Origin of the sequence: Sulfitobacter sp. HI0027, from assembly GCF_001634775.1 — a bacterium.
Classification (GTDB): Bacteria; Pseudomonadota; Alphaproteobacteria; order Rhodobacterales; family Rhodobacteraceae; genus Sulfitobacter.
The window spans coordinates 52998-73714 of record NZ_LWER01000079.1 but is presented as its reverse complement, the minus strand read 5'-3'; the positions used below and the strand labels follow the sequence as shown (position 1 = coordinate 73714).

At 62.2% G+C, this 20717-nt stretch carries 19 protein-coding genes; 10 read left to right on the top strand and 9 right to left on the bottom strand.

Annotation, left to right across the window (positions count from 1 at the left end):
- Nucleotides 1–30 precede the first annotated feature (30 nt).
- Nucleotides 31–1104, top strand: a complete 1074-nt coding sequence (locus A3722_RS04710; protein WP_067630273.1) for a YeeE/YedE family protein — start codon at nucleotides 31–33, stop codon at nucleotides 1102–1104.
- Here A3722_RS04710 and A3722_RS04705 read toward each other — a convergent pair.
- From A3722_RS04705 to A3722_RS04690, 4 genes are all read right to left on the bottom strand, one after another.
- Nucleotides 1040–2308, bottom strand: coding sequence for a DUF3422 family protein (locus A3722_RS04705; RefSeq protein WP_067630275.1), 1269 nt, complete (start codon nucleotides 2306–2308; stop codon nucleotides 1040–1042). The two genes, A3722_RS04710 and A3722_RS04705, sit on opposite strands and share 65 nt — an antisense overlap.
- Before the next feature lie 217 nt (nucleotides 2309–2525).
- Nucleotides 2526–3959 (bottom strand): NAD(P)(+) transhydrogenase (Re/Si-specific) subunit beta, encoded by a 1434-nt coding sequence (locus tag A3722_RS04700; protein ID WP_067630277.1) that lies wholly within the window; start codon nucleotides 3957–3959, stop codon nucleotides 2526–2528.
- Between the two features lie 13 nt (nucleotides 3960–3972).
- Nucleotides 3973–5547, bottom strand: a complete 1575-nt coding sequence (locus tag A3722_RS04695; protein WP_067630280.1) for a Re/Si-specific NAD(P)(+) transhydrogenase subunit alpha — start codon at nucleotides 5545–5547, stop codon at nucleotides 3973–3975.
- Between the two features lie 241 nt (nucleotides 5548–5788).
- Complete coding sequence (locus A3722_RS04690; protein ID WP_067630283.1) at nucleotides 5789–6505, bottom strand: porin; 717 nt, start codon at nucleotides 6503–6505, stop codon at nucleotides 5789–5791.
- Nucleotides 6506–6738: 233 nt separating this feature from the next.
- Between A3722_RS04690 and A3722_RS04685 the strand changes: the two genes are divergently transcribed.
- The gene (locus A3722_RS04685) at nucleotides 6739–7491 is read left to right on the top strand and encodes an SDR family NAD(P)-dependent oxidoreductase (protein ID WP_067630287.1); all 753 of its coding nucleotides are present in this window, start codon (nucleotides 6739–6741) and stop codon (nucleotides 7489–7491) included.
- A gap of 44 nt (nucleotides 7492–7535) precedes the next feature.
- Nucleotides 7536–8120 carry an REP-associated tyrosine transposase gene (locus tag A3722_RS04680; RefSeq protein ID WP_067630290.1) on the top strand — a complete coding sequence of 195 codons (585 nt, stop codon included), beginning with the start codon at nucleotides 7536–7538 and terminating at the stop codon, nucleotides 8118–8120.
- Between the two features lie 217 nt (nucleotides 8121–8337).
- On the opposite strand, the gene A3722_RS04675 is transcribed toward A3722_RS04680, so the two are convergent.
- The 3 genes from A3722_RS04675 to A3722_RS04665 all read right to left on the bottom strand — a co-directional run bounded on the left by A3722_RS04675 (nucleotide 8338) and on the right by A3722_RS04665 (nucleotide 11654).
- Complete coding sequence (locus A3722_RS04675; RefSeq protein WP_067630293.1) at nucleotides 8338–9120, bottom strand: gamma-glutamyl-gamma-aminobutyrate hydrolase family protein; 783 nt, start codon at nucleotides 9118–9120, stop codon at nucleotides 8338–8340.
- Between the two features lie 52 nt (nucleotides 9121–9172).
- Nucleotides 9173–11338, bottom strand: a complete 2166-nt coding sequence (locus A3722_RS04670) for a malate synthase G (protein ID WP_067630296.1) — start codon at nucleotides 11336–11338, stop codon at nucleotides 9173–9175.
- 91 nt (nucleotides 11339–11429) lie between these two features.
- Nucleotides 11430–11654 (bottom strand): hypothetical protein, encoded by a 225-nt coding sequence (locus A3722_RS04665; RefSeq protein ID WP_067630299.1) that lies wholly within the window; start codon nucleotides 11652–11654, stop codon nucleotides 11430–11432.
- A 103-nt stretch (nucleotides 11655–11757) separates the two neighbouring features.
- Here A3722_RS04665 and pepN point away from each other — a divergent pair, with 103 nt between their 5' ends.
- Nucleotides 11758–14316: an aminopeptidase N gene (gene pepN, locus A3722_RS04660; RefSeq protein WP_067630302.1), complete on the top strand. Its 2559-nt coding sequence runs from the start codon at nucleotides 11758–11760 to the stop codon at nucleotides 14314–14316.
- Between the two features lie 22 nt (nucleotides 14317–14338).
- Complete coding sequence (locus A3722_RS04655) at nucleotides 14339–14770, top strand: hypothetical protein (RefSeq protein WP_067630304.1); 432 nt, start codon at nucleotides 14339–14341, stop codon at nucleotides 14768–14770.
- 1 nt (nucleotide 14771) lies between these two features.
- On the opposite strand, the gene A3722_RS04650 is transcribed toward A3722_RS04655, so the two are convergent.
- Nucleotides 14772–15512, bottom strand: a complete 741-nt coding sequence (locus A3722_RS04650; RefSeq protein WP_236627344.1) for a transglycosylase SLT domain-containing protein — start codon at nucleotides 15510–15512, stop codon at nucleotides 14772–14774.
- Between the two features lie 253 nt (nucleotides 15513–15765).
- Here A3722_RS04650 and A3722_RS04645 point away from each other — a divergent pair, with 253 nt between their 5' ends.
- From A3722_RS04645 to A3722_RS04630, 4 genes are all read left to right on the top strand, one after another.
- Nucleotides 15766–17040: a hypothetical protein gene (locus A3722_RS04645; protein WP_236627343.1), complete on the top strand. Its 1275-nt coding sequence runs from the start codon at nucleotides 15766–15768 to the stop codon at nucleotides 17038–17040.
- Nucleotides 17041–17110: 70 nt separating this feature from the next.
- Nucleotides 17111–18625 carry an Asp-tRNA(Asn)/Glu-tRNA(Gln) amidotransferase subunit GatB gene (gene gatB / locus A3722_RS04640; RefSeq protein WP_067915947.1) on the top strand — a complete coding sequence of 505 codons (1515 nt, stop codon included), beginning with the start codon at nucleotides 17111–17113 and terminating at the stop codon, nucleotides 18623–18625.
- Nucleotides 18622–19107 (top strand): thioesterase family protein, encoded by a 486-nt coding sequence (locus A3722_RS04635; RefSeq protein WP_067625484.1) that lies wholly within the window; start codon nucleotides 18622–18624, stop codon nucleotides 19105–19107. The genes gatB and A3722_RS04635 overlap by 4 nt, the downstream gene beginning before the upstream one ends.
- 45 nt (nucleotides 19108–19152) lie before the next feature.
- A complete protein-coding gene (locus tag A3722_RS04630) occupies nucleotides 19153–19662 on the top strand; it encodes a DUF4177 domain-containing protein (RefSeq protein WP_067625487.1) in 510 nt (169 codons plus the stop codon).
- Between the two features lie 9 nt (nucleotides 19663–19671).
- On the opposite strand, the gene A3722_RS04625 is transcribed toward A3722_RS04630, so the two are convergent.
- Entirely contained in the window at nucleotides 19672–19929 is a 258-nt protein-coding gene (locus tag A3722_RS04625) for a BolA family protein (protein WP_067625489.1), read from the bottom strand.
- Between the two features lie 77 nt (nucleotides 19930–20006).
- On the opposite strand from A3722_RS04625, the gene A3722_RS04620 reads away from it, so the two are divergent.
- Nucleotides 20007–20633, top strand: a complete 627-nt coding sequence (locus tag A3722_RS04620) for a J domain-containing protein (RefSeq protein ID WP_067625492.1) — start codon at nucleotides 20007–20009, stop codon at nucleotides 20631–20633.
- Nucleotides 20634–20717: the final 84 nt, after the last annotated feature.

Below are 20717 nucleotides of genomic sequence, written 5' to 3'. Positions count from 1 at the left end.
GAAATAATTCCGTTTTCGAGGGTTTTCGCGATGTTTGAGTCTTTCGGCTTTGAAGAGACGACAGCAAAAGAGGCGTCCGTTCTGCTGGCGGCGCTCATCGGGCTGGCGTTTGGCGTCTTGGCACAGCGCACGCGCTTTTGCTTTCGCCGCAGCCTCGTGGGCGAAGACCGGCGTCAAGCGCTCGGGGTCTGGCTCACCGCGCTGGCGCTGGCGGTGATCGGCACGCAGGCCGCCGTGGCCGCGGGTTGGATCAGTTTCGACGCGCATCGCTTTATGGCGTCTGAAGTGCCGTTTCTGGCGATTGCCATCGGCGGGTTGCTTTTCGGCGCGGGCATGGTCCTGACACGCGGCTGCATCTCGCGGCTGACGGTGCTAACCGGCGGCGGGAACCTCCGTGCTGCGTTGGTGGTGCTGGTCTTTGCCGTGGTGGCCCATGCGACGCTGAAAGGGGTGTTGGCACCGCTGCGCGTGGCGCTTGGGTCCGTGACCGTCGACATGGGCGACAGCGTGAGCCTTGCTGCCCTGCCCGGCGGTGCGCTGGTTTGGGGCGGTCTGATCGCCGTGGCGGCGCTGGCCTATGCGCTGCGCTCGGGCAACCGTCCGGGGCAACTGGTAATGGCCGGTTTGATCGGGCTTTTGGTGCCTGCCGCATGGGTCGGCACCGGGTATATCCTGCTGGATGAGTTCGATCCGATCGCGATGGAAAGCCTCAGTTTCACCTCACCTTCCGCCGACACCCTGTTTTGGACCATCGCCAGCAGTTCGATCCCCGCGGGCTTTGGCACCGGGCTTTTGGGCGGCGTGTTTGTCGGCGCGCTGGTCGCCAGCCTGATCGCGCGAGAGTTTCAGTGGCAGAGTTTTGACGCCCCGCGCCAAACCGGACGCTACCTGACCGGGGCGGCCATGATGGGCGTGGGCGGTGTGCTGGCCGGCGGCTGCACCTTGGGCGCAGGTCTGTCGGGTGTCCCCACGCTTTCCGTCGCGGCCATCGAGGCCATCGTGATGATCGCCTTGGGCGGGCTGGCCATGCAGGCGTTACTCAGCCGACCTTCCGCCGCAGGTGGCGCAGCGTCCACCACACGCCAAGCACAACCGGCACGGTGACCACGGCGGTCAGCAGCCCCTTGCTGACCTCCAGCGGCTCTGCCAGCGGGTAGAGCAGATAGCTGACCAGCGACACTGCGTAGTAGCTGATTGCCACCACAGACAGCCCCTCGACCGTATGCTGTAGCCTCAATTGCAAGTCGGCGCGGCGGTCCATGCTGGCAAGGATCGCTTGGTTCTGGGCCGAGCGTTCCACATCCACCCGCGTGCGCAGAAGGTCCGCGGCCCTCAGCGCGCGGGCTGCGATGGTCTGCAGCCGCGTCTCGGTAGATTTGACCGTGCGCATGGCGGGCGCATAGCGGCGCATCATGAATTCCCCAAACCCCTGCCGCCCCATGAAACGCGCCTCGCGCAGGGCAGAGATACGCTCATAGACAATCGCCTCATACGCGCCCGTTGCGGCAAAGCGATAGGCTGTCTCGGCGGTCAGCGCCTCAAGCGCCACCGATACGTCCAAGAGCGCGTGCAAAGTCTCCTCCGCCGCCGTGCCCGCACCGCTGCGCATGGCCTCCATGAGGGTCGAGAGTTGCCCATCCAGATCATTCAGCGCCGTTGCCATTTCTCGCGCCTGCATGAAGCCCAGCATCGACATCGCCTTATAGGTCTCAATCTCGCACAGCCGCTGCACGATCCGCCCAATCCGCCGCTGCCCGGTCGCCGCATCGGTAAAGAGTGCCAGCCGCAGATGGCCAGCGGGATCAATCCGAAAATCGCTAGCAACCACCGCTGCCCCGTCGAGCACCTCTGCCACGGCGAGGCTCTCGGGCACGAACCAGTCTTGCAGGTGACCCGCGATCTCTTCGTCCTCCTCTGGCTTCGGCAGGACCGCAAGCAGAGCCGAGGTGATCCGCTCCCCTTCTATGTCGGCCAGCCAATCATCGGGAAAGGCGGCGAAATCCGCAGCGGCGAAAGGCAGGCTTCGGCCAGTGGGGGCGATCACCGTATAGGTAACGAATTCGGTATGCTGCTCCCATTTCAGCGTAAAGCGGCCCATCTCGCCATAATAATGCGTGGCCGAAGCATCGGCGCGCGGCGCGCCGTAATGGGCCAGCAGCGCATTCAACTCGGCCTGCGGTGCGGCATCCGGCGACGGCTTCACCGCAAGAAAGGCGACCCGCGAGGGCGCGGCGAGCTGCGGAAACGGGCGTGCGTGCATTTCGCCAGTGAGGGCAAGGCGCTGCGGGTGGTCTTTGATCGGGGCCATGAGGGGTTCCGCTGCTGGAGAGAGTATCTTCCTCCAAGAATAGCGCCATCGCCGCCGATGAACAGAAGAAAAATACGCCTTTTCAAATACTTACTGCATACCGACGTATACCGCCCCTAGAAACGGCAAACGCCCCACCGTTTCCGGCGGGGCGTTTAAGATGTATAGGTCGGGAATTTTTTAAAAATTCCCGGTCGTTTTCTTTTAAAGAAAACGATCAGTCGATCAGCGGCAGCAGCTTGTCGAGGCTGGCTTTCGCATCACCGTAGAACATCCGCGTATTCTCTTTGAAGAACAGCGGGTTCTCGATGCCCGAATACCCAGTACCCTGCCCGCGCTTGGAGACGAAGACGGTTTTCGCCTTCCAGCATTCCAGCACCGGCATGCCAGCGATGGGGCTGTTGGGGTCTTCCTGCGCCGCAGGGTTCACGATGTCGTTGGAGCCAATGACAATCGCCACGTCGGTGTTGGGGAAATCATCGTTGATCTCATCCATCTCCATCACGATGTCATAGGGCACCTTGGCCTCGGCCAGCAGCACGTTCATGTGCCCGGGCAGACGGCCCGCCACTGGGTGGATGGCGAAACGGACGTTCTTGCCGCGGGCGCGCAGCTTCTTGACCAAATCGCTGACCGCGCCTTGAGCTTGCGCCACCGCCATGCCGTAGCCGGGGATGATGATGACACTGTCGGCCTCGTTGAGCGCCTGTGCGACACCGTCGGCCTCGATCGCCACCTGCTCGCCCTCGACTTCCATCGCCGGGCCAGAGGTGCCGCCAAAGCCGCCCAAGATCACGCTGACGAACGAACGGTTCATCGCTTTACACATGATGTAGCTCAGGATCGCACCGGAAGAACCGACCAAAGCACCGACCACGATCAACAGATCGTTGCCAAGCGAGAAGCCAATCGCCGCCGCGGCCCAGCCGGAGTAGCTGTTGAGCATCGACACAACCACCGGCATGTCAGCACCACCGATGCCCATGATCAGGTGATACCCGATAAATAGCGCCGCCAGCGTCATGATGAACAGCGGCAAGAAGCCCCCAGTGTTGAAGTACCAGATCAGGCAGAGCAGCGAGAGTGCTGCCGCAGCGGCGTTGAGCATGTGACCGCCCGGCAGTTTCGTCGCCGCCGAGCTGACGCGGCCCGCCAGTTTGCCATAGGCAATGACAGAGCCGGTAAAGGTCACGGCACCGATGAAGATGCCGAGCACCAGTTCGACCCGCAGGATCGCGATCTCGACACTGTCCTTCTTGGCCAGCAGCGCCGCGAAACCTTCGGTGGAGGCGCGCGCCACCTCGTCCATCGCCATTACGTTGCCCAGTTCGATATGGGCGTTATAGCCCACGAAGACCGCCGCGAGGCCCACAAGGCTGTGCATCGCCGCGACCAGTTCCGGCATCTGCGTCATCTGCACGCGGGTGGCCAATTGGTAGCCGATCGCGCCACCGGCGGCGATCAGGATCAGCGAGAGGAGCCAGAACCCCGCCCCCGGCCCGATCAGCGTGGCGACAACCGCCAGCGCCATACCGGCGATACCGTACCATACCGCGCGTTTCGCGCTTTCCTGACCTGACAGACCGCCCAAGCTAAGGATGAAGAGAACCGCTGCAACCACATAGGCCGCTGTCGTAAATCCGTATTCCATGATGCTCGCTCCTTCAGGATTTCTGGAACATGGCGAGCATGCGCCGTGTCACGAGGAAGCCGCCGAAAATGTTGATCCCACACATGAAGACCGACAGGGCAGCAAGAAGGATCACCAGCCACGAGCCAGAGCCGATCTGCATCAGCGCGCCCAAAATGATGATCGAGGAGATCGCGTTGGTCACCGCCATCAGCGGCGTATGCAGGCTGTGCGCCACGCCCCAGATGACTTGGAAACCGACGAAGACCGCCAGAACGAAGACGATGAAGTGCTGCATGAAGCTGGCGGGTGCGACGAGGCCGACACCGAGCAGCAGCGCCGCGCCTACGGCCAAGAGCGTGACTTGGTTCTTGGTCTGCGCTTTGAAAGCAGCCAATTCGTCAGCCCGTTTCTCTTCCGGGGTCTTTTCTTTAACCTTTTCCTTCTTCGGCGCGGCCGCGATGGCTGCGACCTTGGGCGGTGGCGGTGGGAAGGTCACTTCTTTTTCGTGGGTGATGGTCGCGCCCCGGATCACGTCATCTTCCATATCGTGGTTGATGACACCGTCTTTCTCGGGCGTCAGATCCGTCATCAGGTGGCGGATGTTGGTGGCGTAAAGTGTCGAAGCCTGCGTCGCCATGCGCGAGGGGAAATCGGTATAACCGATGATCGTGACACCGTTGTCGGTGACGATCTTCTCGTCCATCTTGGTGAGCTTGCAGTTGCCGCCCTTCTCTGCCGCGAGATCGACGATCACGGAGCCGGGCTTCATCGCCTGCACCATGTCCTCGGTCCAAAGCTCGGGTGCTTCGCGGTTGGGGATCAGCGCCGTGGTGATGACGATGTCCACATCAGGCGCCAATTCGCGGAACTTGGCCAATTGCGCTTCGCGGAATTCGGGCGAGGAAACAGAGGCATAACCGCCCGAAGCCGACCCATCGGCCTGTTCTTCTTCAAAGTCGAGATAGACAAACTCAGCGCCCATCGATTCGACCTGTTCGGCCACTTCGGGGCGCACGTCGAACGCGAGCGTGATGGCACCCAGCGAGGTCGATGTGCCGATGGCGGCAAGACCCGCAACACCCGCGCCGACGACCAGCACCTTGGCCGGGGGCACCTTGCCCGCCGCCGTGATCTGCCCGGTGAAGAAACGGCCAAAGTTGTTGCCCGCCTCAATGACCGCACGGTAGCCCGCGATATTGGCCATGGAGGACAGCGCGTCCATCTTCTGGGCACGGCTGATGCGCGGCACCATGTCCATCGCCATGACGGTCGCGCCTTTGGCGGCGGCGGCCTCCATCAGCTCTTTGTTGCCCGCAGGGTTGAACATGGAAATGAGCGTCTGGCCCGCGCGCAGGCGCTTGACCTCGGCGTCAGACGGCGGGCGCACCTTGGCAACCACATCGGCGGCCTTGTAGAGAGCAGCGGCGGTGTTCACCACCTCGACGCCTGCGCCCTCATATGCGGCATCGTCAAAGCCCGCAGCCGCACCGGCGCCGGTTTCGATGACGCATGTATGCCCAAGCTTTTGCAGTTGCAGCGCGCTGTCCGGCGTCATTGCGACCCGGTTCTCGCCCTCAAATATTTCTTTTGGTGTCCCGATCTTCAAACCAAGAGTCCCCCTTTGCTGGCCCGTCACGCCGCTTTGGCGCAACTTTGTTAGTCAGAGCGATAGCGCGCGCGCAGCAATAGTACAAGCAAACCGCTACGTGAAACGAAGCAAAATTGCTGCACTGCGACACCGAGAGAACGGTTTGCTGTTTTCGGAGCGGAGATAGAACAGCCGTTCTAGACCGCGCTAATGGCATGGCCCGAAGGCCATACCAAATTGCTGACCCAATGCGCGGGTATCAGAGACCGGGGATCAGCCGGGCCAGCCCGCGCTGGTCAAAGGTGGTCCCACGATCTGCACCAAAGGCGATCTCGCCGCCCAAGCCGACGAAGGGTTCCGAGACGTTCACGCCACCCGCTTCGGCCTTGGCCGAGCCGACCTCAAGGAACAGATTGGTGTTAACCGATACGTCGCGGTCAAGACGGATTGCGAACCGGGACAGATCGCCGGTGTCATCGTCGGCCATGTCATAAGAGCCTGTCAGGCCAAAGCCCTCCTGCATCTCATAGCGGGCTTTGATCCCGCCAAGCGTGGCATCGCCCAGATCGGTGTCGACATTGGCGATATAGCCCTCGAACTCCCATTCGCGGACTTCATAGCCAGCCTCGATCCCAAAGATATCGGCCTCATCGCCTTCGACGTCTTCAAAGGTGTAGAAAGCGCCGAAAGAGGTCGCGTCGTTCAGGTGATAGATGCCGTGCAGACCCAGCAGCGTGCTGTCGATATCGGTAAAGCCAAAATCATGATAGGCGGCATCGATTTGCAGGCTGAAATCGCGGCTGAACCCCAGTTCCATCGCGCCTTCGAGACCCCAGTGGTTAAAATCGGTGTCTTCGGCGAAGGCCGAATAAGACAGCCCGACCGACCCGCCGGTGACTTCGACGGCGCCTGCCGTTGTCGCGCCCAATGCAAAGGACGCGGCCAGCGCCAAAGAGGAAATTTGCGAAAAATTCATGATACTGCTCCAATACAAAACAAGGCCCTGTGATCAGGTTACCTGCTGCAACCTGTGAGGGAATGTTCGCGCGGTTGCAAGGGTGGCTGTGCCCGCCCAAGATAATTGTGTCTGCGCCGCCACTACCCTGCGCCACTCGCCTGTGCTGCCCTTCAAATAACGCCCCGTCATCCGAAGCTGCCTCTTGTCCTGTCGCCGCCAGCGCGCCACCATGCCCGCAAAGGGGAGGCATTATGACATTGCAAGACAAACACGCATTCATCACCGGCGGTGGCACCGGCATCGGGCTCGCCATCGCGCAGGATCTGGCGGCCAAGGGCGCGCGGGTCACCATCACCGGGCGGCGGCAGGAGGTGCTTGACGCGGTGTCGGGCAGTGGCATCACCGGCATGGCGATGGACGTCCGCGACGAGGCGCAGGTCATCGACACGATCGCCCGCGCGGTAGAGGCCAACGGGCCGGTGCAAATCTGCGTGGCAAACGCTGGCGTGGCCGAGGGGCGATCGCTGCATAAAACCGACCTCGATTTCTGGCGCGACATGATGGCGACCAATCTCGATGGCGCCTTTCTCACCATCCGCGAGAGCCTGAAATCCATGCGCCAGACCGATTGGGGCCGGGTGATCGCGGTGTCCTCCATGGCGGGGCTGCGCGGGCTGCCGGGGGCGGCCTGCTACTCGGCCTCGAAACACGGGATGATCGGGCTGATCCGCTCGCTCAGTGAGGATTACATGGGCCAGCCCTTTACCTTCAACGCCCTCTGCCCCGGCTATGTCGATACCGAGATCATCGCGCGCAACACGCAAGCGATCTCCAAACGCGCCGGGCTGTCCGAGGAAAAGGCCCGTGATGTCATGGTCAACGCCAACCGCCACAAACGCCTGATTGCCCCGTCTGAAGTGGCTGCGGCAGCGGCTTGGCTGGTTGGCGAAGGCTCGGAAAGCGTCAACGGCCAGTCGATCGAGATTGCAGGCGGGCAGATGTAGTAGGGTTAAGGGGAGTTTAACCAAGCTGCGCCAAACATGGGGCCATGAGAGACCGCATTTCATCCCATGGCCCGAACAGCTATTTCTTCACCCTGCGCCTTGCAAAGCGGGGCGATGATGCGCTGTTGCGGCATATCACGGCCCTGCGCCAAGCGATGCGTGAGACTTTGGCGCGCAGGCCGTTTCGGATTGATGCCATCGCGGTCCTACCGGATGTGATCCACACGGTTTGGACCCTGCCCCCGAATGATAATGACTACGGCAACCGCATCGGCATGTGGAAGGGGCGCTTTTCCAGACACCTCCCCCCAGCCCCGCATCGCAGTTTGCAGCAGATCAAACGGGGGGAGAAAGGGATATGGCAGCGGCGTTTTTGGGAGCATCGGATACGCGATCATGCGGATTTCGAGCGACACTGCGATCTGGTGCACCTCAGCCCGGTGCATGCAGGATATTGTCAGCGACCAGAGGGTTGGCCCTACAGTTCCTATTCCCGCGCCGGTTCTCGTGAGGTCCCGCCGCAGGATCGGAGGGCGGACCATCCGGCGGAGGAGGCGGTCTTGGACGATGATGTGACGCCGCTCAGTCACATGATGACACCCGCGCCCCCGAACCGCCTGCACAGTTGACTTTCTTGGCGGCAGATCACAGTGGCAGCCGGTATCGTGGCCCCATTTAAAATGGCCCGTTTTCAACAGGGGATTGGGGTCGTATCCTTGCCCGAAGCTCCGCGCGGCACCCCCACAAGAGAGCCTTCAACCCGGCAGCGCCCGCTATATGCGCGACCCGCGCTCACAGGGTGAGGGCCGCGCGCGCCGTGAAAACCCCGCGGCCCGCCGCCCCGCTCTATTGCGCGGCAGTCATCACCGGCAGCGCCGAACCATCCGCGGCCCAAGCCCGCACCGCGGCACCGAAATGTTCGAACAGAGGGCGCGAGACCGGGTCACTGGCCGCGTTCCACTCAGGATGCCATTGCACTGCGAGGGTAAAGCCCGGCGCGTCCTTGATGTAGATCGCCTCAGGCGTGCCGTCATCCGCGTGGCCGTCGATCACCACGCGCGGGCCGGGTTCCTTGATCCCCTGCCCGTGCAGCGTGTTGGTCAGCACCTTCGATGCCCCCATCACGTGATGGAAAACACCGCCTTCGGTAAAGCTCACGTCGTGGCGCAGCTCGAACTTCTCTTCGATGGTGCCGTCGGGGGGCATCCGGTGATTCATCCGCCCGGGCAGCTCGCGTATTTCGGGGTAGAGTGAGCCCCCCATGGCCACGTTGACCTCTTGAAAACCGCGGCACAGGCCAAGAAACGGCTGACCCCGCGCCACACAGGCGCGCACCAGCGCCAGCGCCACGGCATCGCGGGCGCGGTCAAAAGCACCATGGGCCTCTGTTTCGGGTTCACCGTATTCTTCGGGATGCACATTGGGGCGCCCGCCGGTCAGCAGGAAGCCATCGCAGACCTCCAGCAACTCCTCGACCGAGACAAAGCGCGGATCGCCCGGCACGATCAGCGGCAGGCAGCCCGACACCTCGGCAATCGCTTCGGTGTTCATCTGCCCGCCCGCGTGGACGGGGTATTGATCGTTCAGCAGGTAGGAATTGCCAATAATACCAACGACGGGTCGGGCCATGAGTTACCTCTTATTCACCATGGCCCGAACATAGGCGCTTCGCACCGCGGCCTCAACCTCGGCTCTGCGCCTTCAACTCCAAGCGCCGCGCGTGCAGCACCGGTTCGGTATAGCCCGAGGGCTGTTCGCGCCCCTTCAGCACCAGATCGCAAGCGGCCTGAAAGGCCACCCCGTCAAAGCCGGGCGCCATGGGACGATAGCTGGGATCGCCCTCGTTTTGACGATCCACCACGGCTGCCATTTTTTTAAGCGCAGCTTCGGCTTCTTCGCGGCTGATGACGCCGTGATGCAGCCAATTCGCCAGCGCTTGGGCCGAGATGCGGCAGGTGGCGCGGTCTTCCATCAGGCCCACGTCGTTGATGTCGGGCACTTTGGAGCAGCCGACCCCCTGATCGATCCAGCGGACGACATACCCCAAAATACCCTGCGCATTGTTCTCAATCTCGCGGGTGATTTCTTCGGTGCTGAGGTTGCGGCCTTCCAGTACCGGGATGGTCAACAGCGCGTCGAGCGTGCCGCGCGCGCCGCCCGCTTTGATCTCTTCTTGCCGCGCCAACACGTCAACCTTGTGGTAATGTGTGGCATGTAGCGTGGCCGCCGTGGGCGATGGCACCCATGCGCAATTCGCACCGGATTGGGGGTGGCCGATCTTGGCCTCCAGCATCTCGGCCATGCGGTCGGGCATGGCCCACATGCCCTTGCCGATCTGCGCCCGCCCCTGCAATCCGCAGGCAAGGCCTATGTCGACGTTGCGGTCTTCATAGGCGGCGATCCAAGCGCTGTTCTTCATCTCGCCCTTGGGCACCATCGGCCCGGCTTCCATGCTGGTGTGGATCTCATCCCCAGTCCGGTCAAGAAAACCGGTGTTGATAAAGGCCACACGATGTTTCGCGGCCCGGATACATTCGGCGAGGTTCGCGCTGGTGCGGCGCTCTTCGTCCATGATGCCCAGCTTCACGGTATATTGCGGCAGGCCGAGCGTCTTTTCCACATGGGTGAAAATCTCATCGGCAAAGGCCACTTCCTCGGGTCCATGCATCTTGGGTTTCACCACATAGACGCTGCCGGTGACCGAATTGCCGCCTTCGCGCTTAAGGTCGTGGATCGCGATCAATGTGGTGATCATGGCATCCATCAGCCCTTCGCCGATCTCATGCCCCGCGCGGTCGAGGACGGCAGGGTTGGTCATCAGATGACCGACATTGCGAACCAGCATCAAAGAGCGGCCCTTCAGCGTCACTTCACCGCCATCCGGCGCGGTATAGCTGCGATCATCCGCCATGCGGCGGGTGACGGTCTGGCCACCCTTTTCAAAGGTTTCTGCAAGATCGCCCTTCATCAGCCCCAGCCAATTGCCATAGGCCAGCACCTTGTCCTCGGCGTCCACCGCTGCGACGCTGTCTTCGCAGTCCATGATGGTCGACAGCGCGGATTCGATGACCACATCGGCGACGCTGGCGGGATCGTCTTTGCCAATCGCATGGTCCGGGTCGATCTTGATCTCAATATGCAGCCCGTTGTTGCGCAAGAGGATCGCATCTGGCGCTTCTGCCGCGCCCCGGTAGCCCGCAAACTGCGCTGGATCGGCCAAGCCGCAGGGGGCCGCGTCCTGAGACATTACACCTTCGAGATGCCCGTCCACAACGCGGTAGCCCGCCAAATCTGCGTGGCTGCCCGCAGAGAGCGGCACCGCGTCATCCAAGAAAGCTTTTGCCCGCGACACCACCCGCGCACCACGGTCGGCGTCATACCCCTTGCCCATCGGCAAATCACCCAGCGCATCGGTGCCGTAGAACGCATCATAAAGGCTCCCCCAGCGCGCATTGGCGGCGTTGAGCGCGAAACGAGCATTGGTGATTGGCACCACAAGCTGCGGCCCGGGCACCTGCGCAATCTCGGGGTCGACGTTCTGCGTTTCAATCTGAAAATCTGGCCCTTCGGGCAAGAGGTAACCAATCTCGCGCAGGAAGGCGGTATAGCTTTCCGCGTCATGCGGCTGACCCGCGCGGGTGCGGTGCCAGTCGTCGATTTGGGCTTGAAGCTCGGCACGTTTTTCGAGCAGCGCGCGGTTCTTTGGCCCAAGGTCATGCACGAGGTCCGACAGGCCCGCCCAGAAAACATCCGCTCCTACATCGGTGCCCGGCAGGGCCGATCCCTCAATGAACTCAACCAGTTCGGGGTCTACCTGCAAACCGTTTTTGTCAATTCTACCCGTCATTCTCTGCCCTCTCCCGCGCTGAATACCTTTGCGAAATGTCTAGCAGAAAGGCAAAGCGGCGCAAGCGCGTGAAGGACGGCGAGGCATGGCGTTATTTTACCGTTGGTTCTGGGGTGGCGATCACAGGCTCGGCGTCCGCCGGGCCGTCCACGGGCTGCACCTCTCCTTCTGGCGAGGGGTCGGTGGCCTGCAACACCGCGTAAACGATGCCAGCAATCATCAATAGCGCGCCCGCGATGATAGCGGTTTTGATATCGATCAAAGCGGGGCTATGACGTTTCTTCTGCGTTTCGGTATCGTTGTCGGGGGCGGACATGGATACACCTCATTGCTCGAAGTTGGGGCGGCTCGGCTTGCAGGCCGCCTTCTAGAGACATAACCTTTCCCAGACCAATTACGTTCCCCCGACTGGAGGCCCAATGCGCGACGCCACCCCCCAAACGATCTATCTCAGCGACTATCAGCCGTTCGGCTTCCTTGTGGATGAGGTGGCACTGACCTTTGAGCTTGATCCCCACAAGACGCGGGTCAAAAGCCGCATCGCTTTTCGCCCAAACCCTGCGGCGCAGACGGCGGAATTCTTCCTTCACGGAGAACAGCTCAAACTGATTTCCGCGCAGATTGATGGCAACCCCGTCTCCCCGAAGGTGACGGAGCGGGGTTTGACCTGCGATGTGCCAGACGGCCCATTTATCTGGGAAGCCGAGGTTGAGATTGATCCCAAGGGCAACACCGCCCTTGAAGGGCTTTATATGTCGGGTGGCATGTATTGCACCCAATGCGAGGCCGAAGGCTTTCGCAAGATCACCTATTATCCCGACCGCCCCGATGTGATGAGTGTCTTTACCGTCACCATCAACGGGCCGCATCCTGTCTTGCTGTCCAACGGCAACCCGGTGGCGCAGGGGCAGAACCACGCCGAATGGCACGACCCATGGCCCAAACCTGCGTATCTTTTCGCGCTGGTGGCGGGCGATTTGGTCGCCCATTCCGATCGCTTCACCACCATGTCGGGCCGCGAAGTCGATCTGAACCTCTATGTCCGTCCCGGCGATGAGGGCAAATGTGCCTTTGGGATGGAGGCGCTGAAGGCGTCGATGAAGTGGGACGAGAAGGTCTATGGCCGCGAATATGACCTCGATATTTTCAACATCGTCGCGGTGGATGACTTCAACATGGGCGCGATGGAGAACAAGGGGCTGAACATTTTCAACTCCGCCGCCGTGCTCGCCTCGCCCGAGACCTCTACGGATGACAATTTCGAGCGGATCGAGGCGATCATCGCCCATGAGTATTTCCACAATTGGACCGGCAACCGCATCACCTGCCGCGATTGGTTCCAGCTTTGCCTCAAGGAAGGGCTGACCGTCTACCGTGACAGCCAGTTCACCTCCGACATGCGGTCCCCAGCGGTGAAACGCATCAGCGATGTGATCGACCTGCGCGGGCGCCAGTTCGCCGAAGATCAAGGCCCGCTGGCCCATCCGGTACGGCCCGAAAGCTTTCAGGAAATTAACAACTTCTACACCGCCACCGTTTATGAGAAAGGCGCCGAGGTGATCGGCATGCTCAAGACATTGGTAGGCGATGACGCCTATGCCAAGGCACTGGACCTCTATTTCGAACGTCACGACGGCGATGCGGCAACGATCGAAGATTGGCTAAAGGTGTTCGAAGACACCACGGGCCGTGACCTTACCCAGTTCAAACGCTGGTATGCGCAGGCGGGCACGCCGCATCTGTCGGTGACAGAGGCATGGGACGCGGGCAAAGGCATCTTCACGCTGACCTTCACCCAACACACCCCGGCCAGCGCCGCCACGCCTGAGCCCAAGCCGCAGGTTCTGCCCATCACCGTGGGTTTGATCGGCGCGGACGGGGCCGAGGCGGCCCCCTCTCGCGTGCTGGAAATGACCGAAGCGGAGCAAAGCTTTGCCTTCGACGGGCTGGATGCGCGCCCGGTGGCCTCGGTGCTGCGGGGCTTCTCCGCTCCGGTAGTGCTGGATCAAGACCTCTCGAAAGAAGAGCGCCTGCTGCTGCTTGCCCATGACAACGATCCGTTCAACCGGTGGGAGGCCGGGCGCACCTTGGCGCGGCAATCCTTGCTGGCCACGATCACCGAAGACAGCGCGCCGGATGACGAATGGCTCGCAGCATTGCGGGCGGTGCTGGAGGATGAGGCGCTGGAGCCTGCCTACCGCGCGCTGATGCTGGGCCTGCCCAGCCATGCCGATTTGGCCAGCACCCTTCATGACGCGGGCAAGACCCCGGATCCGGCGGCGATCCATCAAGCGGTGGAAGCCACGCGCGATGCCATGGCCGAGCGTTTTGCCCCGCTGCTGAGCGAGCTTTACGATCGGCATAAGGTCGACGCTCCCTATCAACCCAATGCCGCGCAATCGGGCAAACGCGCACTGACCAATGCCGCCCTTGCCTTGCTGACCCGCGTGCAGGGGCCAGAGCGCGCGCAGGCGCAGTACGATCAGGCCGACAACATGACCCAGCAACTCAGCGCGCTGGCCGCATTGCTGCGCGCAGGCCATGGCGACAAAGCGTTGGAGGATTTCGAAGTCCAATGGCGCGATGACCGTTTGGTGATGGACAAATGGTTCGGGCTGCAAGTCAGCCAAGCCGCGCCGGAAGAGGCCGCCGAGGTGGCGCGCAAACTCACCCAGCACGCGGATTTCAATTGGAAGAACCCCAACCGCTTCCGCGCGGTCTTTGGCAGCCTTGCGATGCATCATGCGGGCTTCCACCATGAAAGCGGCAAGGGCTACGCGCTGCTGGCGGATTGGCTGATCAAGCTTGACCCGGTGAACCCGCAGACCACGGCGCGGATGTGTTCGGCCTTCCAGACATGGCGGTGCTATGACGCGACGCGGCAAGGGATGATCGAGACGCAACTGGACCGCATTCTCGCCAGCCCCGACCTCAGCCGGGACACGTCAGAGATGCTTAGCCGCATTCGCGGTGCCTGACGCGGCACCCCAGACAGAAAGCATGGCGGCCTATACCTACCGCCGCCATGCCCGCAGCCGGACGGCCCTGCTGGTGTTGCCCGCGATCTGGGCGGCCCTCGGCGCGGGGTGGCTCTGGCTTGATGCTTCGGGCTGGCTTGTGGGGCTGCTGGGGCTCTTCACCCTGCCTGCGCTTTGGGAGCTTTTTACCAATCCGAGCAGCGGCTTGACGCTAGACACCGACAATCTGTCATGGGAAACCGGCAAGCGTGACGCGAAAATTGCGCTGACGCAGATCGACCGCGTTCGGCTTGATACGCGGCTTGATATGTCGGTCCGCGCCACAGTCATTCTAAAGACGGGCCGCAAGATCAAACTGCCCTTCGAGGCCACCCCACCGCACCGCGCATTGGAAACCGCGCTACATGCGCGCGGCATCACCACAGAGCGGCACCACTTCACGCTGATCCAATGATTTACGGACGGCTGCGGGGCCGTGTCGCGTTCAACGGTTTGCAATAGGACTGCTGCCGAAGCCAGCGAGACATATCCGCCCGTTTGGACGCACTGCGCATCGGCCCCCAATCGGCCCCGACACCGCGCTTGCCATTTCCGGCAATCACCCCGTCCCGCGGCACCGTCGTCGCCATGATCCGCACGGCACAGCTGAGATTCGCCGCCCCGTTTTTAAGCGCATCACCGCTGCCAACGTTACACTTATAGCCGCGCGCCGTGCCCGGCAGGATCTGCAACAGCCCATACCACCGACCGCCCCCACCCACGGCCCAAGACCGATAGGTGCTTTCATGTTTCGCCAGCGTCGACATAAAGCCGACCCAAAAGGCGCGCCGCTGGCTCTCGGATGCCTCCGGATAGGCGGGGCACCATTCCTGCACATCCGCAGGCACCATATCCACCAAGGGCTTGCCATGCGACTTGAGCGCCGAAATAGCGGCCCGCGTCCAAAGCGAATGCCCCCGCATATGCTGCCAGCGCGTGCGCGGCAGATTGCCCGGACGCGCCGGCGGGCGCAGCGTTGTCGTGAACGGCGCGGTTTCAAGCGCCGGCGGTTCCTCGTCAGCCTCCACCGCATCGGGGAAAGACAAAGAGGTCGCGGCGGTCTGCACCACGTTATCCACCTCCACCACAGGGGCGGGCTGTTTGGGAAGCTCGGCCCAAAGCAATGTGGGGCTTGTGCAGAGCAGCAGGGCAATCATGGCAGGTCTCATGGCGCGCATAAGACCGCCCCAAAGCGCGGTTCGCAAGCATGACGGCCTTGCAAGATCGGCAGATTTCCTCTGATCGGGAAACAGCGCGCCGCCCAGATGCCAGATTGTGGCCTGTGGCTACGCTTTCATGCCCGCCCCCGCTGCAGAATTTTCCCGAAAGCTCCGCACCCCGGACACGGTTCCGCCCCATTGCCCGGTCAAACCTAAATCATCGACAAATAGCAGGCAGGACCGGCCCCAGATGAAGAAACTCTCGCATATGATCCCGTCCGCCTTGCAGGGGTTCTTTGGCAAACCCGCGCCCCAAGCGCCCGAGCTTGAACCGCTGGAAATGCCGCTGCTGCGCCGCCGTGCGCCGCGCGACGCCTTGCTGCGCATTTCCTGCCCCGACCCCACCGCCGAAGAGATGCAGCGCGACCGCCACCAATACCGCGCGCAATGGCTGGTGCGCCAAGAACGCTGGGATGAGATGGCAACCCTGCTGCATGACGCCGATATGCGCCGCGAAATGACACCGGGCGCCATGCCGGTGGCCGAACTGATGGCCTTTGGCGCGCGGGCGGATGTGATTCTTGCTGCCGAACATGCGCTCTATGACGGCAAACCGGCCAGCGACGCCCCGCTGATGGCCGGGATCGAAGCCTTGGAACATGTGCTCGCCGACCATGCCGAAAGCCCCGTGATCGCGGCCATCGTGGCCCAAGCGCATATGGACATCGGCTGGGCCTGGCGCGGGACGGGCTGGGACAGCGACGTGCCCGCCCGCAACCACGCGGCCTTTGTGGCGCATTTTGAACGCGCGGAGCAAATCCTCGCGGCATTCGACAAGGACACAGCCGCCTCGCCCCTGCTCGCGGCGACGCACTGTGCCCTATTGGGGGGAACCGGCGGTGACGCCCGCGCCGTGGCCGACCGCTACGCACGGCTCATCGACCTGAACCCCGCAAACCCGCGCCCCATGCGGGCCATGGGCAACCACCTTCTGCCGCGGTGGCATGGCTCATATGACCAATTGGAACTCGAGGCCCGTCGCACTGCCGCGCGGACCGAAGAGACATGGGGCGCGGGCGGCTATACATGGGTGCAATTCGACGCGATCAGCTGCGATGCGCGGGCCTGTGCCAATCTTGATGTGCCGTTTTTCATCGAAGGGCTGCGCGATATCCTCGCGCGTCGCCCCGATCCGCATACCGCCAACCTGCTGGCCGCCTATTGTGCCAGCGCCATCGGTCAGGCCACCCCGTCCGAAGATGCCGCAGGGGCCGTGCGCGCCGAGATCGCCGATTGCGCCCGCTGGATTGTACGGGACCATATGACGGAACTGCACCCGCTGCTCTGGGCTCATGCTGCACGCGGCTTCGACAACAACCTGCGCGTCCGCTCCGCCCGGCGCTTTGCCGCCTCGGGCCGGGATGAGGCGATGCGCATCATCACCGGCCTGTTCCAAGGCGAGATCGAAGCGGGCAAACGGGTCATTTTCACCGAAGGCCGCCGCCAGATTGCCATGCCGGGCTAGCCTGCCTCTTGAAGCGCGTGGTGCGCTCCAGTATGACCGGCCAAGTTCCAATTGACCGAAGGCGGCCGCGATGCTTGATCTGAGTTACGACACCCCGAAACCGCGCGTAATTGCCGGTGCCAAACATGACTGGGAACTGGTCATCGGGATGGAGGTGCACGCGCAGGTCGCGTCGAACGCGAAACTCTTCTCCGGCGCCTCGACCAAATTCGGCGCGGAGCCCAACAGCAACGTGGCCTTCGTCGATGCCGCGATGCCCGGCATGCTGCCGGTGATCAACGAATACTGCGTCGAACAGGCCGTACGCACCGGGCTGGGCCTCAAGGCCGAGATCAACCTGAAATCCGCTTTCGACCGCAAGAACTACTTCTACCCCGACTTGCCGCAGGGCTATCAGATCAGCCAGCTTTACGAGCCCATCGTCGGCGAAGGCGAAGTGCTGGTCGAGCTTGGCGACGGCACCGCCCGTCTGGTGCGGATCGAGCGCATCCACATGGAGCAGGACGCAGGCAAATCGATCCACGACATGGACCCGAATATGTCTTTCGTCGACCTGAACCGTACCGGCGTCTGTCTGATGGAAATCGTCTCGCGCCCCGACATTCGCGGCCCCGAAGAGGCCGCCGCCTACCTTGGCAAACTGCGCCAAATCCTGCGCTATCTCGGCACCTGCAACGGCGACATGCAGTCCGGCGCGATGCGTGCTGACGTGAACGTGTCGATCTGCCGCGTGGGCCAGTACGAGAAGTACCAAGAGACACAGGATTTCAGCCATCTGGGCACCCGCTGCGAGATCAAGAACATGAACTCCATGCGCTTTATCCAGCAGGCCATCGAAGTCGAAGCCAAACGCCAGATCGCGATTGTCGAAGCCGGTGGCGAAGTGGTGCAGGAAACGCGCCTTTTCGACCCAGACAAGCAAGAAACCCGCTCCATGCGCTCCAAAGAAGAGGCGCATGATTACCGCTATTTCCCCGACCCCGATCTGCTGCCGCTGGAGATCGAGCAGGCTTGGGTGGACGAGATTGCCGCAAACCTGCCGGAACTGCCGGACCAGAAGAAAGCGCGTTTCATCGGTGACTTTGGCCTGAGCGACTATGACGCTTCCGTGCTGACCGCCGATCTCGACAGCGCGGGCTACTTTGAGGCCGTGGCGCAGGGGCGCGATGGCAAGATGGCGGCGAACTGGGTGATCAACGAACTCTTCGGGCGTCTCAAGAAAGACGACAAGGGCATCACCGAAAGCCCGGTCACCCCGGCGCAGCTTGGCAGCATCGTCGATCTGATCGCGTCAGATGCGATTTCCGGCAAGATCGCCAAGGAAGTCTTTGAAATTACTTACACAACTGGCCGCGACCCGGCAGAGATCGTGGAGACTGAGGGCCTCAAGCAGGTCACAGACACCGGGGCGATTGAAACGGCAGTGGATGAAATCATCGCCGCCAACCCCGATCAGGTCGCCAAGGCGCAGCAGAACCCGAAACTTGCGGGTTGGTTCGTCGGTCAGGTGATGAAAGCCACGGGCGGCAAGGCCAACCCCAAGGCCGTCAACGAAATCGTGTCGCGCAAGCTCGCCCAGCAATGAGCGAGACCCCGGCCCCCTTCCGTTCGAGCGAGATGAAAGTTCTCCCCGAATGGATTGATTTCAATGGTCATTTGAACATGGCCTATTACAACGTCCTGTTCGATCAGGGCGTTGACCAAGCCTATGGCGACATTGGGCTGGGGCCGGAGTATCAACGCACGGGCTGCACCACCTATGTGGCCGAATTCCACGTCTGCTACTTGCGCGAATTGCATGAGGGTGACCGCGTCTACACCACCTTCCAATTGCTCGACCATGACGAGAAACGGTTTCACAGCTTTCAAGAGCTGTGGCACGTCGACGGTTGGCTCGCCGCCACCGCCGAAGGGTTAACGCTGCATGTGGACCAATCCGGCCCGCGTGTCGCCCCGATGCCGCAGCATATCCTGACACGTCTTGACGCGATGCGCCGCAGCCATGCCAAATTGCCCACACCGGCGCAGGCCGGTCGCAGCATCGGCATCCGCCGCAAATCCGCCTGAAACTCACCTGACGCGGCTCATGTCGCCAACCCAGCCGAGGCCCCTATGCGCTACGAATACAAGATCCTTCCCGCCCCCACCAAAGGGCAGAAAGCCAAAGGTCTGAAAGCCCCCGAAGCGCGCTTTGCCAATACGTTGGAAGAGTGCCTGAACGAACAGGCCGCCGAGGGCTGGGAGTACCAGCGGGCCGAGACATTGCCCTCGCAAGAACGCTCTGGCCTGACCTCGACCACCACCGAGTGGCGCAATGTGCTGGTGTTCCGCCGCTTGGCGAGCGCGAACAGCCAACCTGAGGACGGCGATCTGTTGCCCCCCGCCGCTGCAACGCCTGCATTGTCCGCCACGATTGAGGGCGACGAGACGGCGCTTCAGGCCGATGCGCCCGCCTCCATCACGCCCGACGATGACGCCCCTACAAAGGTGGAGCCCGCCAAAGAGGAACCCGCCAAGCTGGCAACGCCACCTGCGTTCCTCTCCGGCACCGCGACAGAGCAAGCGCCGGACGTTTCTTCGCCGGATAAATCCGACGAAGACGACGACAAGTCAAAGCCCTAAACGGGGGCCTTATTCGTCCAGATCCAGCGCCAGCGCATGAATGCGCCCCATCAGATCCGGCCCCAAGGCACTGTGCACCGCCCGGTGCCGCGCCAGCCGGTTCTGACCCTTGAAACGCTCTGAGCGGATGCGCACGTTGAAGTGGCTTTCGCCCCCCTCTTGAAACCCGGCGTGACCGCGATGGCTTTCGCTGTCATCCACCACATCCAATTCTCGCGGCGCAAAAGCGGCTTCCAGCCGGTCTGAAATCTCTTGTGTTGTCGACATGTTTTTTACCTCGGCCCCCTTCAATCCTGCGACGCAGGGTATATGGTGACCGGCCTGAGTCGGAAAGGTCTATCCACATGCCAAAAGCTGATCCCTTCGGATTCGACATGTCCGTGTCGTCCTCCAAAAAGAAAAACCCCCGCGGCCGCCGCGGCATGTCCGGTGCGTCGGAAACCTCGACCCGGATTTGCGACCATGAGGGCTGCGACGAGCCGGGCAAGTTCCGCGCGCCCAAGGCCCCCGATGTGCTGGATGATTACTTCTGGTTCTGCCAGCAACACGTTCGCGAATACAACGCGAAGTGGAGCTTCTTTGACGGCACCACCGAGGCCGAGTTGAACGCTCAGATGTCCAAGGACAAGGTCTGGGAACGCGCCACCAAGCCGCTCGGCGACCCCGAGCAGCGTGCATGGGCACGCCTTGGCATCGAAGACCCGCATCAGGTTTTGGGCAAGAACGCGACCCAGAACCCCGGCAAGGGCCAGCAAGCGGGCCGCCGCCTGCCCCCGACCGAGCGCCGCGCGATCGAGATTCTCGAAGCCAAGGACACATGGACCAAACCCGAGGTCCGCAAAGCCTACAAAGCGCTGATCAAAGTGCTGCACCCCGATATGAACGGCGGTGACCGCAGTCAGGAAGAGCAGTTGCAGCTTGTCGTCTGGGCATGGGACCAGATCAAGGGCAGCCGCAACTTCAAGGACTGATCCCACAACCGGACCAGCGGCCGGGTGCGGATAATGCCAGTTGCCCCTTCCCCTTGCGGATATGCACGATATGTTGCACCAGAT

Coding starts and splice junctions, on each gene's coding strand:
- A3722_RS04685 (WP_067630287.1), top strand. CDS start 6,739: ATGACATTGCAAGACAAACACGCATTCATCACCGGCGGTGGCACCGGC.
- A3722_RS04710 (WP_067630273.1), top strand. CDS start 31: ATGTTTGAGTCTTTCGGCTTTGAAGAGACGACAGCAAAAGAGGCGTCC.
- A3722_RS04650 (WP_236627344.1), bottom strand. CDS start 15,512: ATGATTGCCCTGCTGCTCTGCACAAGCCCCACATTGCTTTGGGCCGAG.
- A3722_RS04665 (WP_067630299.1), bottom strand. CDS start 11,654: ATGTCCGCCCCCGACAACGATACCGAAACGCAGAAGAAACGTCATAGC.
- A3722_RS04675 (WP_067630293.1), bottom strand. CDS start 9,120: ATGGCCCGACCCGTCGTTGGTATTATTGGCAATTCCTACCTGCTGAAC.
- A3722_RS04630 (WP_067625487.1), top strand. CDS start 19,153: ATGCGCTACGAATACAAGATCCTTCCCGCCCCCACCAAAGGGCAGAAA.
- A3722_RS04700 (WP_067630277.1), bottom strand. CDS start 3,959: ATGGAATACGGATTTACGACAGCGGCCTATGTGGTTGCAGCGGTTCTC.
- A3722_RS04655 (WP_067630304.1), top strand. CDS start 14,339: ATGGCGGCCTATACCTACCGCCGCCATGCCCGCAGCCGGACGGCCCTG.
- A3722_RS04670 (WP_067630296.1), bottom strand. CDS start 11,338: ATGACGGGTAGAATTGACAAAAACGGTTTGCAGGTAGACCCCGAACTG.
- A3722_RS04635 (WP_067625484.1), top strand. CDS start 18,622: ATGAGCGAGACCCCGGCCCCCTTCCGTTCGAGCGAGATGAAAGTTCTC.
- A3722_RS04645 (WP_236627343.1), top strand. CDS start 15,766: ATGAAGAAACTCTCGCATATGATCCCGTCCGCCTTGCAGGGGTTCTTT.
- A3722_RS04690 (WP_067630283.1), bottom strand. CDS start 6,505: ATGAATTTTTCGCAAATTTCCTCTTTGGCGCTGGCCGCGTCCTTTGCA.
- pepN (WP_067630302.1), top strand. CDS start 11,758: ATGCGCGACGCCACCCCCCAAACGATCTATCTCAGCGACTATCAGCCG.
- gatB (WP_067915947.1), top strand. CDS start 17,111: ATGCTTGATCTGAGTTACGACACCCCGAAACCGCGCGTAATTGCCGGT.
- A3722_RS04625 (WP_067625489.1), bottom strand. CDS start 19,929: ATGTCGACAACACAAGAGATTTCAGACCGGCTGGAAGCCGCTTTTGCG.
- A3722_RS04705 (WP_067630275.1), bottom strand. CDS start 2,308: ATGGCCCCGATCAAAGACCACCCGCAGCGCCTTGCCCTCACTGGCGAA.
- A3722_RS04680 (WP_067630290.1), top strand. CDS start 7,536: ATGAGAGACCGCATTTCATCCCATGGCCCGAACAGCTATTTCTTCACC.
- A3722_RS04620 (WP_067625492.1), top strand. CDS start 20,007: ATGCCAAAAGCTGATCCCTTCGGATTCGACATGTCCGTGTCGTCCTCC.